Origin of the sequence: Cnuibacter physcomitrellae, assembly GCF_014640535.1 — a bacterium.
Lineage (GTDB): Bacteria > Actinomycetota > Actinomycetes > Actinomycetales > Microbacteriaceae > Cnuibacter > Cnuibacter physcomitrellae.
Genome location: NZ_BMHD01000001.1, coordinates 1,047,248 through 1,060,854 on the forward strand (window position 1 = coordinate 1,047,248; position 13,607 = coordinate 1,060,854).

Genomic DNA, 13,607 nt, shown 5'->3' on the forward strand with positions numbered 1-13,607 from the left:
GGGACTACCCGACCGGCGTCGGCGACACCGGAGCGAGCGGCTCCGGGGTGTCGTCCACCACGGCGAGCACCGCCGCCTCGAACGCGTCGAGCGCCTTGGCGACGTCGTCCTCCGTGACGTGCTCGTCGGGATGATGGCTGACGCCGCCCTCGCAGCGGATGAACATCATCCCGATCTCCGCGATCTCGGCGACCGCCATGGCGTCGTGACCCGCCTTCGAGAACAGCGACATCGGACGGTGGTCCCCCGTCGCCTTGATCCCGGCGGAGATCACGCCCTTGAGCCTCGGGCTGCAGGATGCGGCGGGCGCCGAGTGCGTCTGCACGCTCTCCCAGCGCAGCCGGCGCTGGCGGCAGATGTCGCTCAGCATGTCCTGGATGACGTCCCAGATGCGATCGCGCTCCGAGTCGTACTCACCCCGGAGGTCGAGGCTGAACTCGACGCGCCCCGGGATCACGTTGACCGCATCCGGCCACACCTCGAGGTGCCCGACCGTGGCGATGAGCTGCGCGGAGCGGGCGATCCGCTCGATCGCGAGGATCGCGTCGGAGGCGCCGGCGAGCGCGTCGCGTCGCCGCTCGTACGGGGTGCCCGAGTGGCCGGCCCGCCCGTGGATGGTGATGAGGAAGCGGCGCGCGCCGGCGATCGAGCTCACGACGCCCAGCGCCTTGTTCTCGTCCTCCAGGTACGGCCCCTGCTCGATGTGCGACTCGAGGTACCCGACGAGCTCCTCCGGGCGCCGGGCGGCGTCGGCGATCCGTTCGGGGTCGAGACCGAAGTCGAGGTACGCCTGGCGCAGCGAGACGCCGTGCTCGTCCTCGAGCGCCCACCACTCGTCCTCCCAGGTGCCCGCGAGCGCGCGGCTGCCGAGCAGGGCGCGGCCGAAGCGGGTGCCCTCCTCGTCGGCGAACGCCACGACCTCGAGCGCGAACGGCAGCTCTCGACCGGACGCATGGATGCGCTCGACCACCGCGATGGCCGACAGGACGCCGAGGATCCCGTCGTACCTCCCCGCGGACGGGACGGTGTCGAGGTGCGAGCCGAGCAGCAGTGCGGGCAGACCCTGCTCGCGGCCCTCGAGCCGGCCGCAGAGGTTGCCCGCCGCATCCTGCCAGGTGCGCATGCCCGCCTGACGCATCCACTCCGCGACGAGGTCGTTGACCTCGCGATGCTCCTTCGAGAGATAGACCCGCTGGATCAGCCCATCCGGAAGCGAGGAGAACGTGGCGAGCCGATCGCAGCGCTCGAGGATCTCCGCGGCGCTCGTCGAGGCCAGGACGCTCATGCCGCGCTCCCCTCGTCTGCCGACGTGTCCACGACCGAGGACGCGTACGCCTGGTACGCCGCATCCACTCCCCCGCCCGGGACCACGGCCGCGCCCTGTCGGCGCAGCACCGTCTCGAGGGCGGCGAGCGTGGTGAGCACCGCATCCTTGCGGGCGTTGTAGCCCATGGTGCCGATGCGCCAGACCTTGCCGTGCAGCGGTCCGAACGAGGTTCCGATCTCGATGCCGAAGTCCTCCAGCAGCTCGCCGCGGACCGCGTCCCCGTTCACGCCGTCGGGGATCACCACCGCGACGACGTTGTTCATCTTGTGCGAGAGGTCGCCGAACGTGGCCAGACCGAGGCCCTGCACGCCGGCCAGCATCGCCGCGCCGTGCACGCGGTGCCTCTCGACCGCGGCGTCGACGCCCTCCTCCACCAGCAGGCGGGCGCATTCGCGCGCGCCGTACAGCATGCTCGTCGCCTCGGTGTGATGGTTGAGGCGCTTCTCGCCCCAGTAGTCGAAGATCATCGCGAGGTCGAGGTAGTTCGAGCGGATGCGGGTGGCGTGCACCTCGTCGGCGCTCGACGCGATGCCCGCTTCGATGCTCTTCCGCGAGTCGATGACCTCGACGGCGCGGGGCGAGAACGTCGCGGGCGCGGATCCGGACGGCCCGCCGAGGCACTTCTGGAGCCCGGCCGTGACGGCGTCGAGACCCAGCGCATCCGTGTCGAACGGGTTGCCGCCGAGACTGGCGGTGACGTCGGTGTAGAACAGCACGCCGTGCTTCGCGCACAGCTCGCCGAGGCCCTCGAGCGGCTGCGCCACCGTCGTGCTGGTGTCGCCGTGCACGACCGCGAGGAGCTTAGGCTGGACGCTCCGGAGCGCCGACGCGATCTCGGCCTCGGTGAAGACCTGGCCCCACTCCTTCTCGATCACGTGCACCTCGGCGCCGGCGCGCTCGGCGATCTCACGCAGCAGATGACCGAAGCGGCCGAAGATCGGCACGAGCACGCGGTCTCCGGGGCTGACCAGGCTGACGATCGCCGCCTCGATGCCCGCCCGCGACGTGCCGTCGACGAGGAGCGTCTGCCGGTTGCGCGTCTTGAAGACCTGGCGGTAGAGCTCCATCGTCTCGTTCATGTACCCGGTCATCGCCGGGTCGTACTGACCCACCAGCTGGGCGGACATCGCGCGCAGCACGCGCGGGTCGGCGTTGATCGGGCCGGGGCCCATCAGGAGGCGAGGCGGCGGGTTGATCGGCAGCGTGCTGATGGGAGGCTCCTGTCTCGACGTGAGAGCACTGTTTCGTGACCCCCATCGTACGAAACCGGTGTTTCACCCGTGTTTCGTGCGCGTGCCCCGGCTCAGGCGGTGAACGACGACGCGAGGGCGATCAGGGAGAGGTCGGTGTAGCGCGGGCCGACGAGGCACAGGCCGAGCGGAGCGAGGCGGCCCGAGAGCACGGCCGACGGAGCCGACAGCACCGGCGCCGAGACCGCCGGGTACCCGCCCACTCCCGCGACGGCGGTCATCCGGAGCGTGCCCGCGCGCACGGCGGCGATCTCCTCGGGCGAGGCGTCGAGCCCGGGCGCCGTGGACGATGTGCTCGGCAGCAGCAGCACGCGGCCGTCGAGCACGGCGTCGAGCCGCCCGCGAAGCTCGACGAGGCGGGCCCGAGCGGCGTCCGCCTCGGCGGCGCTGGTCCGCGAGGCGATCTCGAACCGCTCGGCCACGTCCGGTCCGAGCACGCCGGGGTGCGCGGAGATCCACGCCCCGTCGGCAGCCCACGCCTCGGCGCCCTGCACCGTGCGGAAGGTCGTGAACATCTCGTCGAGGTCGCCCAGGTCGACGACCTCCACCCCGCCGAGATCCGCGATGAAGCCGTCGAAGGCGGCCCGCACCTCCGGAGTGCAGCTCTCGACCAGATCGCTGGACACGACGAACGTCTCCGGGGCGACGGCCTGCATCGCGGGATCGAGCGACGCGACCGCGGCGGCCTCGAGCGTCGCCGCCGAGCGGGTCAGCCATCCGATCGTGTCGAACGACGGCGCCAGGGGCACGAGCCCCTCCGCGCTGACTGCCCCGTGCGTGGTGCGGAGCCCCCACAGGCCCTGATACGAAGCGGGCACGCGGATCGAGCCCGCGGTGTCGGTGGCGAGTCCGATCGTGGCCTGTCCGAGCGCGACCGCCGACGCGGGTCCGCTCGAGGACCCCCCGGGGATCGCCCCGGGCACCGCGGGGTTGGGCGGGGTGCCGTAGTGGACGTTGCGTCCGGCGACGCTGTAGGCGAACTCGTCGGTGCGGGCGATGCCGAGCACGGCCGCCCCCGCAGCGCGCAGGGCCGCGACCGCATCCGCGTCGGCCTCCTCGACCGGCGACTCCGCGAGGTAGTCGGGGATGCCCGCACCGACCGCGAAGCCGCCGACCGCGAAGAGGTCCTTCACGGCGACCGTCATCCCGTCGAGCGGCCCGGATGCGGTCGGCGCGGCGAGCGGATCTCCCACGGCCCGCCAGACGCTCCGGTCGAAGGGCGGCGGCGCGGCCTGCACGTGAGCGCCGGTGATCGCCCAGCCCTGGTCGGACAGGCGCTCCCAGAGCTGCGTCTGCACACCCGTACCGCCCTTGGCCGCGCGGCTGATCGAGACGATCAGCGCCGCCGCCGGCGACACCACCCGGATCCGCACCTCGGCGATCGTGCGGGCCGGCGTCCCGCCCCGCATCCGGCGGAACGCGCCGATGCGCTCGTGCCCGACCAGGAGCCCCGACGCGTCGGTCCGCATCGTCGAGTCGCCCGGTGCGAACAGCCGATCGAGCGCCTCCGTGTCGTTCGCCATGAGGGCGTCCTCGTACTCCCAGAACGCCTCGACGAGACCCTCCGGGAGCTCACCCTCGACGACGGGCACGACGCGGTCCGACTGTGCGCGCTGCTCAGACATCGAAGTCCGCCTTCCGGATGCGGGCGTGCACGCCCTTGACGATGTCGACCACCTGGGAGATGTCGAAGTCCGTCGCCGCGGAGAGGTACGCCAGCGCGTGCGCGCGGTCGAGACCCCAGCGCGCCTCGAGCAGTGCGATCGACGCTCGGACGCAGTTCGCCACGGCGACGTCGAGGTCCTCGTCGAGCCCGGTGGGCACGAGGAACTCGCTCGTCTCGGCGAGCGGCCCCGCCACCGCGCCGAACTCGGCGAGCGCGTCCGACTGCGACAGCAGGTCGAAGCGGACCGTCACCCGCAGCGAGGCCTCCATCGCCGTGAGCGCCACCTCGCCGTCGCCCTGCGCGAAGTGCGGGTCGCCGACGTAGGCCAGCGCGTCCGGCACCTGGACCGGGAGGTAGAGGGACGAGCCGACGGTGAGGAGCTTGATGTCGATGTTGCCGCCGTACTCGGCCGGCGGGACGGAGTGTGGACGTAGCGGCGACTCGGTCGCGACACCCATGATGCCGAGGAACGGCGCGAGCGGGAACCGCACCGACCGGTCGCTGCCGGGGGCGATGGGGAACGTGCCGAACCGGCCGTCCTCGATCGCCGAGGCGAAGACGCTCACGTTGTCGGGACCCTCCGGGAACTCCCCGGGGAGCGCACCCTTGCCGTGGCGGTTCGTGATGACGCCGTAGGGCACACGCAGCGAGGTCTCGAGCACGGTCATCTTGAGCAGATCGCCCGGGCGCGCCCCGCGCACCGCGATCGGGCCCGTCACGACGTGCGGGCCGTCGTGCGCGGGATCGCGCGGGTAGTCGGACGCCGCCAGCGCGATCGCATCCTGCAGCACGCCGTCGCCGTCGACGCCCTTCGAGCGGAAGTACGCGAGCGGATCGCGGCCCTGGTCCTCCATGACGCCCTCATGACTGATCGTGTCGATCGTCACGTCGGTGCCCGGGTCGATCGTGAGCACAGGGCTGTCGGATGCGCTGGGCAGCCGGCCCCAGAGGACGTGCCCGGCGGTCGCGGGGAGGTACTCGGCGGCGCGGATCGGCCCTGATCCGGGCTGCAGCACGGTGGGGTGGGTCATGGGTCCGAGGCTAGCGTCCGTTTGCTTCGGCTCTGTTACGGCGGATACGGTCATGCCCATGCTCACCCGCCTCCGCAGCTCGCGCGACAACGTCCACATCGCGCTCATGCTGGCCCTGACGTTCTCGACCGGCATCGTCGACGCGATCGGCTACCTGGGCCTCGACAAGGTGTTCGCCGGCAACATGACCGGCAACGTGGTGATCCTGGGCATGGCGGTCGCCGGAGCGGACGACCTGCCCTGGTTCGGACCGCTGCTCGCGCTCTTCGCGTTCATGCTCGGCGCGGTCATCGGCGGGCGCATCCTCCGGCCGGTGAAGAGCGGGTGGTCGAACCGCTCGACGTGGACGTTCTTCGCCGTCGGCGTGGTCATCCTCGGTCTCGGCATCGCCCTCTTCCTCACCCACGGGGCGCCGCCGGACCCGTGGGAGTACGTGATCACCGTGCTCCTCGCCGGATCGATGGGCCTCCAGGCCGCGACGGCCCGCCACATCGCCGTCAAGGACGTCACGACCGTGGTCGTGACCTCGACCATCACCGGATTCGCCGCCGACTCCCGCCTCGCCGGCGGCAAGGGCCAACCGTGGTTCCGGCGCGGAGCCGCCATCGTGCTCATCGCGGCGGGCGCGGGCGTGGGGGCGCTCCTCCTCCAGCTCCACATCGGCGCCGGCCTCCTCGCCGCCGGCGGCGTCACCGTCGTCGCCGCCCTCGTCGGCCACCTGATCGCCCACGACCGCTACAAGCCCGCCCCCGCCGACGCGCCGACGGCCGCCGGCACCAGCGCCTGAGGCGGTGCCGGAGTCAGACCGGCCCGCCTTCGCCGCCTCGAGGACGGCTCCACAGGGAGGTCCCGGGATTCGGCACGGGCCGGGGTGGGCAGGGCTCACGCCGCTGGCCCCGTAGGCGTCGATGCTGCGAGGACGTTCACGCTGAAGTCGGACGTCGAGGACACAGGAGAGGATCAGCGCTCAGGAGAACCCTGCGGTCGACGAAGATGCTGGGCCCGATCAGGCGACCTGCAGTCGGCTATCACCGGCGACGTACTCGACGACGAGGTCGCCGCCGACAGCTTCGATGTACTTCCGAATCGTGCCGACGCGGGCGCTGTCGAGATCGCCGTTCTCGATCTTCGAGACCTGGCGCTGACCGACACCGATGCGCTCGGCGAGCTGAGCTTGGCTGAGTCCGAGTTGCTCACGGAGTTCGCGCAGCCGGTACGCCCGCACCTCGCCCAGCATCCGCTCCTTCTGCGCGTCGACACGTGCACGGTTCGCGGGACGCTTCTCAAGCAGCTGCTCCGGAGTAAGAGCCATCGTGATCACTTCCTCTTCGTCTTGTTCTTCTCGGTCTGCTTCTTCATCTGGGCCAGATGCTCTGTGAAACGAGCGTCTGCGATCGGGATGTTCTCCCGGTACCACGTCTTCCAGTTACCGGCCTTGTCGCCGGCGACCAGCACGATCGCTTGTCGCTGGGGATCGAAGGCGAACAGCACCCTCAGCTCCGACTTACCGGATGAGCCGGGTCGAAGCTCCTTCATGTTCTTGTACGAGGATCCCTTCACCGTGTCCACGAGGGGACGTCCCAGCTGTGGGCCGTGTTCCTGGAGGAGTTCGATGGCAGCGATGACCTGGTCATATGTGTCGTCATCCAGGTCCATCAGCCAATCCTCGATCAACCCGAGGTCGACGGTCCACATACCCGAAGTTTAGACCTTGCAGGGTCTAGTCGCAAGGACCATCCAGCCGCGTCTATCCAAGCCGTCGGATCGCAGACGACCGTTCTCCTGCAGAACAGGAAGACATCACCATTGGTGACACTAGGCCGCCGTGCGTGGCGCCCGGGGGCGACGCTGGCAGCGCGGGCAGAGGTGGGAGCCGCGGTTCATGAACTGCTCCCGCACGATCGGCGTGCCGCAGCGGGGACACGGCTTCCCCTGCTGGCCGTAGGCGTTGAGGCTGTGGGAGAAGTAGCCCGAGGCGCCGTTGACGTTGACGTACTGGGCATCGAAGCTGGTGCCGCCCTCGGCCAATGCCTTCTCCAGCACGAGACGCACCTCGGCGAGCAGCACGCGGGCGCGGGCGCGGGGCAGCCGATCGGTCGGATGCTCGTAGTGCACCCGCGCCGCCCAGAGCGACTCGTCGGCGTAGATGTTCCCGATGCCCGACACGAGCGTCTGATCGAGGAGGGCGCGTTTGATCCCGGTGCGGCGCTTCGACAGCGCAGCGAGGAACGCGTCGTCGTCGAAGGCCGGGTCGAGCGGATCGCGCGCGATGTGGGCGACCTGCGAGGGGACGCCGCTCCGCCACTCGGCGAGGAGCGCGGGCGTCAGCGGGGCGAGCGCGTCGTCGACAGCGGCCTCGACGTCGCCCACGTCGTGGGCGAGGCCCGGACCGAACCACCCGGCCTCCCGGCCGTCGTCCGCGGGGACGAGACGATCGACGGCCATCGAGCCGAAGATGCGCTGGTCGACGAAGTTCACCCACAGCTCACCGTGCTCCGGGTGCTCCACGTGCAGTCGGATGCGCAGGAGTCCCGACTCCTCGTACCCCGGCTCCCGGAGCAGCACCTGGCCGCTCATGCCCAGATGCGCGACGAGCGCGAGCGGCGACTCGTCGCCCTGGATCGCCGAGAGCGGGAGCCACAGGAACTTCCCCCGGCGGCCGGCTCCGAGCATCCGCCGACCCGTGAGCAGCGCGTCGAAGGCTCCGAGGAGCTGATCGTGACGCTTCAGCGACCGTGGCTCGAACACCTCGACGCCGAGGATCACCGCACCGCTGACCGCGGGCTCGAGCCCGGCCCGCACCACCTCGACCTCGGGCAGCTCCGGCACGTCAGCCCTCGGTGAGCGTCGTGAACGCCGCAGCCGCCGCGTTCATCTCGGCCTGCTTCTTGCTGCTGCCCTCGCCCGTCTCGGCGACCGGCTCGGCGGAGCCGGCCGTGGGCGACAGGGTGACCGTGGCGATGAAGGTCTTCTGATGGTCGGGCCCGGTCGACTCGATGTCGTAGACGGGTGCGCCGTAGCCGCGCTCGGCCGCGGCCTCCTGGAGTGCGGTCTTCGGATCCATCGAGATGCCGAAGCGGCGCGGATCCCTCACCAGGGGATCGACGAGGCGCAGCACCAGCGCGGTCGCGGCGTCGGGCCCGAGATCGAGGTAGGTGGCGCCGATGAGCGCCTCCATCGCATCGGCCAGGATGGAGGACTTGTCGCGTCCGCCCGTCAGCTCCTCGCCCTTGCCGAGCTTGATGTGCTCACCGAGGCCGATGGTCCGGCCGATGTCGGCCAGCGCCACCGTCGACACCAGGCTCGCCCGCCGCTTCGCGAGCTCGCCCTCGTCGAGGTCGGGGTAGGACGTGTAGAGCATGACTGTGACGGCCTGGCCCAGGATGGAGTCGCCGAGGAACTCGAGGCGCTCGTTCGTGGGGATGCCGCCGTGCTCGTAGGAGTACGAGCGGTGCGTCAGGGCGAGATCGAGGAGATCCCGATCGAGATCGATCTGCAGGGTCGACAGAAGGCGCGAGGCGCCGTGGTCTCCTCCAGCTCGCTGCTGAGGGGAGGTCACGCGCATCGCGCCTTCCTCCGATGCGTCGATGCCAGGCATCGACCGCCTCGGATCAAACGTCGGCGACCTTGCGGCCCTTGTACTCGAGGAACAGCGGCGTACCGGCGCTGTCTTCGACGACCTTCGCGCGGTGCGGGAGGCTGTAGGTGGTCTTGCCGTTCTCGACGGTCTTGACCAGGGTGGGGACCTCGGCCTTCCACTGCGAGCGTCGGGCGTGGGTGTTCGAACGCGACTTCTTCCGCTTGGGAACAGCCATGGGTATCGTCTCTCTTCTTGTCGTCGGGGTCGTGCCAGGCGCATCTCACCGCGCCGGGCTCTGGTGACCCGAGTCAGTGCTTCTCGTCGTCCGGGTCTGCGGAAGCCGCCAGGCCGGCCAACGCCGCCCACCGGGGGTCTACGTCGGAAGGTGCCGCACCCACTGCATTCTCCTGCAGCCGCTCCCCCGTGGCGGGGTCGAGGCCGGGACAATCCGGGCTGCACACCGGCTGGAACGGCAGTGACAGCACCACCGCATCCCTGACCAGCGGTTCGAGGTCGACATGGTCGGCCTCGACCACAGAGTCAAAAGCTTCCTCAGAAGGATACGCGAAAAGCTCCTGGAATTCGACTTCGACAGGCTGGCTGATCTCGCGGAGGCAGCGGCCGCACTCCCCGTCGGCGACGGCGGTCACCTCGGCGGTGACGAGGATCCCCTCGTGCACCGACTCGAGTCGGGCGTCGACATGGAGTGTCGATCCCTGCTGCACGGCGAGGAGGCCCTCCCCCATCCGCTCGCTGAGCGTGATGTCGAGATCCTTCTCCCGCATCTCGCCAGGACGGCCCTCGAGGTCGCGGACGTTCAGCATGAACGGCGTCTTCTTGAACGTACTCACCGAAGCATTTTACTCGGTCGGCGGGTTGCGGTGGCGGTTCGCATCGATGACCTCGGCCGCTTCCGCTCTGAGCGCATCGATGACCGTGCGCACCGCGAGACGCTCGGCGCGGTCGGGTCGCATGAGCGCGTAGATGTGCCGTTCGGCGACGACGCCGCGGAGGTTCCGCAGCACGATCTGGTCGCGGTACGCCCCGCCCGCGGTGTAGCAGGGCAGGACCGCCACGCCGAGCCCGGCGGCGACGAACGCCTCGGTGACGCGGGTGTCACCGAAGCGCTGCACCACGTCCATCGGCGACCCGGCGGCGGCCGAGATGTCGTGGATCGTGCGCTCGAAGGGGTACCCCCAGGGCACCCCGATCCACTGCTCGCCGACGAGGTCCTCCGGGTCGAGCACCTCCTTCTGCGCCAGGGGATGACCGGGCGGGAGGGCGATGTCGAGCGGCTCGGTCATGAGCTTGACCGCGGTGACCTCGGTCGAGTTCCAGTTCTGCGGCGGATCGGTCGGCGAGTGGGCGAGCACGATGTCGAAGTCGGCCGTGAGGAGGGGGAACTCCGCGGAGTCCACGTCGCGGTCGGCGCAGGTGAGCACCAGGCCGCCCAGGGAGTCGAGGCGCTTCACGAGCCCCGGGAGCAGCATCTGACCTCCGGTCGGGAAGGTCGACAGCGAGACCTCGCCCGTGGGGTCGTTGCGGAACTCGTCCCACAGCGCCTCGGCTCGCTCGATCGCGACGGCGATGTCGGCGGCGCTGCGCGCGAGGGCACGGCCCGCGTCGGTCAGGACGATGCCGCGCCCGGACTTCTCCGTCAGGGGCAGCCCCGCCTCGCGCTCGAGCACGCGCAGCTGCTGCGACACCGCGCTCGGGGTGCGGTGGGTGGCCCGGGCGACCTCGGTGATGCTGCCGCGCTCGGCCAGCTCGCGGAGGAGTTCGAGTCTCCGTACGTCCATGAAGGGATACTACACGAGCACTTCAGAACTATGCGATTGTGCTAAAGGGAGGACCGTCCGAGAATGGTTGCAGACGCAACGAATCCCGTCCGTCTCGCACAGAAAGGTCCCGCCATGCTCGTCTTCCTCCTCATCCTCGCCGCCCTGGCCGTCATCGCCATCGCGGGCTCCGTCGTCGAGACGATCCTCGACGGGTACGGCACCCCCGCCATCCGGACGAACCAGGTCGCCCGGGCCTGAGCGCCGCCGTACCGAAGAACGCAGGGGCCCCGGCCTCACGTCGACGAGAGATCGATGTGACGCCGGAGCCCCTGCGTTCTTCGTGTCAGGCGTTCTCGAAGGCGGTGAAGGCCTCGTCGTAGATCGCCAGCGCCCGCGCCACCTCGTCGTCGGTGACGACGCACGGCGGCACGACGTGGATGCGGTTGTCGGCCGTGAACGGGAGCAGGCCCCGCGCGAGCAGGTCGCTCTTGAGCGCCCCGACTCCGGATGCCGACAGCGGCTCACGGCTGTCGCGGTCGGCGACGAGGTCGAGCGCCCAGAAGACGCCGAGGCCCCGCACGTCGCCGATGGTCCTGTGCTTCTCCGCCAGCTCCGCCAGGCCCGGCGCGAGCAGGTCGGCGCCGACGTGGGCGGCGTGCGCCACGATGCCCTCGGACTCCATCGCGTCGAGGGTGCCGACGATGGCCGCCATGGCCAGGGGGTGACCGGAGTAGGTGAGACCTCCGGGGTAGACCGCATCGTCGAACTGCTCCGCGATCGCGGGCGAGATGATGACGCCGCCCGCGGGCACGTATCCGGAGTTGACGCCTTTGGCGAAGGTGATGAGGTCGGGGGCGACGACCTCGCCGTCCTCGGCGAGGGACTGGAACGCGAACCAGCCGCCCGTGCGGCCGAACCCGGCCATCACCTCGTCGAAGATGAGGACGATGCCGTACTCGTCGGCCAGGGCCCGCACCCCCGCCAGATAGCCGGGCGGTGGGACCAGCACGCCGGCGGTGCCGGGCACGGTCTCGATCAGGATGGCGGCGATCGACGCGGGACCCTCGGCCTGGATGACCCGGCGGAGGTGGTGCAGAGCGCGCTCGCCCTCCTCCTCCACGCTGGCCGACCAGAACTCCGAGCGGTACGCGAACGGGCCGAAGAAGTGCGCGTGGCCGCGCGAGTACTCGTTGGGGATGCGCCGCCAGTCTCCGGTCGCGACGATCGCGGCGCCTGTGTTGCCGTGGTACGAGCGGTACATCGAGAGCACCTTGTCGCGCCCCGTGTAGAGGCGGGCCATGCGGATGGCGTTCTCGTTCGCATCCGCCCCGCCGTTGGTGAAGAACACCTTCGTGAAGCCGTCGCCGGCCCGGGCGAGGATGCGCTCGGCCGCCTGGCCCCGGGTCAGGTTCGCGAACGCGGGCCCGACGGTCGCGAGCACGTCGGCCTGCTCCTTGATGGCGGCGACCACGGCGGGATGTTGGTGCCCGATGTTGGTGTTGACGAGCATGCTCGAGAAGTCGAGGTACTCATGCCCCTCGAAGTCCCAGACCGTCGAGCCGGCTCCCCCGGCGATGACCATGGGCTTGAGCGACCCCTGGGCCGACCAGGAGTGGAAGACGTGGGCGCGATCGAGCTCGAGGGCGAGCTGCTGGTCGGCGGGGTCGAGAGTCACGGTGTGTCCTTCGTGGTGTGGTGCGGGTGGTGCGGTGGTGGTGCGGGTCGTGCGATCCCCGATCCGTCACTTTCGGCTGGTGCGGAGGCCCGCGACTAGCCGAAAGTGACGGATCAGGGGTGGGGAGGACGGCTAGTTGCCGCCCTCCTTCAGCTCGACGGTGATGGGCGCGAAGTCGGCGCCGTTGACGTCGACCCCCTCGTCCTTCAGCTCCTGGAGCGCCTTCTCGACGTACTCGTTCGAGTAGGCCGACTCCGGCGGGTCGGAGGTGATGATGGTGGAGCCGGTCTCGTTCGGCGTGCCCTTCGCGATCGAGACCGTCTGGTCCCACTCGTCCTGGTTGATCATGCCGACGCCGTTCTCGCTGGGCCAGATCAGCTTGTTGACCTCGTTGGTCATCCAGAGCTGGTGGCTCGCCCCGAGCTGGGAGCCGGAGTCGGTGACGATGGTCGCCGCCTCCTGCGGGTTGTCGCGCGCGTACGCCCAGCCCTTGATCGACGCCTTGATGAACTTCACCGCGGTGTCGGCGTAGTCGGAGTCGCTCGAGAGCCGGTCGGAGTCGGCCCAGATCGCATCCTGGAGCATCGCCGTGCCCTCGTCGTTCCAGTTGATGACGTTGAGGTCGCTCGGCTGGTACAGCTTGCCCGTGGCGGGGTTCACCGTCTCGAGCACCTGGGCGTACTCGTTGTACGTCATCGCCTGCGCGGCATCGATGTCACCGGCCAGGAATCCGTTCATGTCGAACGCCTGCTGCACGAGCGAGATGTCGGGCAGCGCGACTCCGGCCTTGTTCATGCCGGCGAAGAGCTCCCACTCGTTGCCGTAGCCCCAGCTGCCCACGGTGTGGCCCTTGAGCGCGGCGGCATCGGTGATGTTCTTGTCCTTGAACGAGATCTGCGTGGTGCCCGACCGCTCGAAGATCTGCGCGATGTCGGTGACCGCGGCGCCCTGCTCGATCGAGCCGAGCACCTTGGGCACCCAGGAGATCGCGAAGTCGGCGTCGCCCGAGGTGAGGACGTCGATCGGGACGATGTCGGCCGCGCCCTCGAGGATCTGGACGTCGAGGCCCTCGTCCTTGTAGTACCCCTGCGACAGCGCGGCGTAGTAGCCGGCGAACTGCGCCTGCGAGTACCACTGCAGCTGCAGCTTGACGGGGGTCAGGTCGCCCGACGCCGAATCGGTCGACGACGTGTCGTCGGAGCCGCCGGTCGAACAGCCGGCGAGCGCGAGCGCCGTGATGGCGAGCGCGCTGGCGCCGGTGATGAGTCGTGTGCTGCGTTTCACTGCTTTCCTCCTT

General features: G+C 70.1%; 15 protein-coding genes. 2 read left to right on the forward strand and 13 right to left on the reverse strand.

Features of this window, described 5'->3' with window-relative positions:
- Window positions 1-4 precede the first annotated feature (4 nt).
- The 4 genes from IEX69_RS04895 to IEX69_RS04910 form a co-directional block, all read right to left on the reverse strand.
- Window positions 5-1,285 carry an allantoate amidohydrolase gene (locus IEX69_RS04895; protein WP_085019977.1) on the reverse strand — a complete coding sequence of 427 codons (1,281 nt, stop codon included), beginning with the start codon at window positions 1,283-1,285 and terminating at the stop codon, window positions 5-7.
- The gene (locus tag IEX69_RS04900; protein ID WP_085019978.1) at window positions 1,282-2,499 is read right to left on the reverse strand and encodes a pyridoxal-phosphate-dependent aminotransferase family protein; all 1,218 of its coding nucleotides are present in this window, start codon (window positions 2,497-2,499) and stop codon (window positions 1,282-1,284) included. The genes IEX69_RS04895 and IEX69_RS04900 overlap by 4 nt, the downstream gene beginning before the upstream one ends.
- A 131-nt stretch (window positions 2,500-2,630) precedes the next feature.
- The gene (locus IEX69_RS04905) at window positions 2,631-4,202 is read right to left on the reverse strand and encodes an AtzH-like domain-containing protein (RefSeq protein ID WP_085019979.1); all 1,572 of its coding nucleotides are present in this window, start codon (window positions 4,200-4,202) and stop codon (window positions 2,631-2,633) included.
- Complete coding sequence (locus tag IEX69_RS04910; RefSeq protein ID WP_085019980.1) at window positions 4,195-5,274, reverse strand: acetamidase/formamidase family protein; 1,080 nt, start codon at window positions 5,272-5,274, stop codon at window positions 4,195-4,197. Before IEX69_RS04910 ends, IEX69_RS04905 begins: the two co-directional genes overlap by 8 nt.
- 52 nt (window positions 5,275-5,326) lie before the next feature.
- Here IEX69_RS04910 and IEX69_RS04915 point away from each other — a divergent pair, with 52 nt between their 5' ends.
- Window positions 5,327-6,061: a YoaK family protein gene (locus IEX69_RS04915; protein ID WP_085019981.1), complete on the forward strand. Its 735-nt coding sequence runs from the start codon at window positions 5,327-5,329 to the stop codon at window positions 6,059-6,061.
- 219 nt (window positions 6,062-6,280) lie between these two features.
- Here IEX69_RS04915 and IEX69_RS04920 read toward each other — a convergent pair whose 3' ends face one another.
- From IEX69_RS04920 to IEX69_RS04950, 7 genes are all read right to left on the reverse strand, one after another.
- Entirely contained in the window at window positions 6,281-6,586 is a 306-nt protein-coding gene (locus tag IEX69_RS04920) for a helix-turn-helix domain-containing protein (protein WP_085021485.1), read from the reverse strand.
- Window positions 6,587-6,591: 5 nt separating this feature from the next.
- The gene (locus tag IEX69_RS04925; protein WP_085019982.1) at window positions 6,592-6,969 is read right to left on the reverse strand and encodes a type II toxin-antitoxin system RelE/ParE family toxin; all 378 of its coding nucleotides are present in this window, start codon (window positions 6,967-6,969) and stop codon (window positions 6,592-6,594) included.
- Between the two features lie 120 nt (window positions 6,970-7,089).
- Complete coding sequence (locus IEX69_RS04930; protein ID WP_085019983.1) at window positions 7,090-8,103, reverse strand: Fpg/Nei family DNA glycosylase; 1,014 nt, start codon at window positions 8,101-8,103, stop codon at window positions 7,090-7,092.
- A gap of 1 nt (window position 8,104) precedes the next feature.
- A complete protein-coding gene (gene rnc, locus IEX69_RS04935) occupies window positions 8,105-8,839 on the reverse strand; it encodes a ribonuclease III (RefSeq protein WP_085019984.1) in 735 nt (244 codons plus the stop codon).
- Window positions 8,840-8,885: 46 nt separating this feature from the next.
- Window positions 8,886-9,089 (reverse strand): 50S ribosomal protein L32, encoded by a 204-nt coding sequence (gene rpmF, locus IEX69_RS04940; protein ID WP_085019985.1) that lies wholly within the window; start codon window positions 9,087-9,089, stop codon window positions 8,886-8,888.
- 73 nt (window positions 9,090-9,162) lie between these two features.
- Window positions 9,163-9,678 (reverse strand): YceD family protein, encoded by a 516-nt coding sequence (locus tag IEX69_RS04945; RefSeq protein WP_085021486.1) that lies wholly within the window; start codon window positions 9,676-9,678, stop codon window positions 9,163-9,165.
- Between the two features lie 36 nt (window positions 9,679-9,714).
- Window positions 9,715-10,653, reverse strand: a complete 939-nt coding sequence (locus IEX69_RS04950; RefSeq protein WP_085019986.1) for a LysR family transcriptional regulator — start codon at window positions 10,651-10,653, stop codon at window positions 9,715-9,717.
- Window positions 10,654-10,767: 114 nt separating this feature from the next.
- Between IEX69_RS04950 and IEX69_RS21060 the strand changes: the two genes are divergently transcribed.
- Window positions 10,768-10,893, forward strand: a complete 126-nt coding sequence (locus tag IEX69_RS21060; protein ID WP_259421087.1) for a hypothetical protein — start codon at window positions 10,768-10,770, stop codon at window positions 10,891-10,893.
- Window positions 10,894-10,978: 85 nt separating this feature from the next.
- On the opposite strand, the gene IEX69_RS04955 is transcribed toward IEX69_RS21060, so the two are convergent.
- Together IEX69_RS04955 and IEX69_RS04960 are read right to left on the reverse strand one after the other, a co-directional pair.
- Window positions 10,979-12,310, reverse strand: a complete 1,332-nt coding sequence (locus IEX69_RS04955) for an aspartate aminotransferase family protein (RefSeq protein ID WP_085019987.1) — start codon at window positions 12,308-12,310, stop codon at window positions 10,979-10,981.
- 132 nt (window positions 12,311-12,442) lie between these two features.
- Window positions 12,443-13,594: an ABC transporter substrate-binding protein gene (locus tag IEX69_RS04960; RefSeq protein ID WP_085019988.1), complete on the reverse strand. Its 1,152-nt coding sequence runs from the start codon at window positions 13,592-13,594 to the stop codon at window positions 12,443-12,445.
- Window positions 13,595-13,607 lie beyond the last annotated feature (13 nt).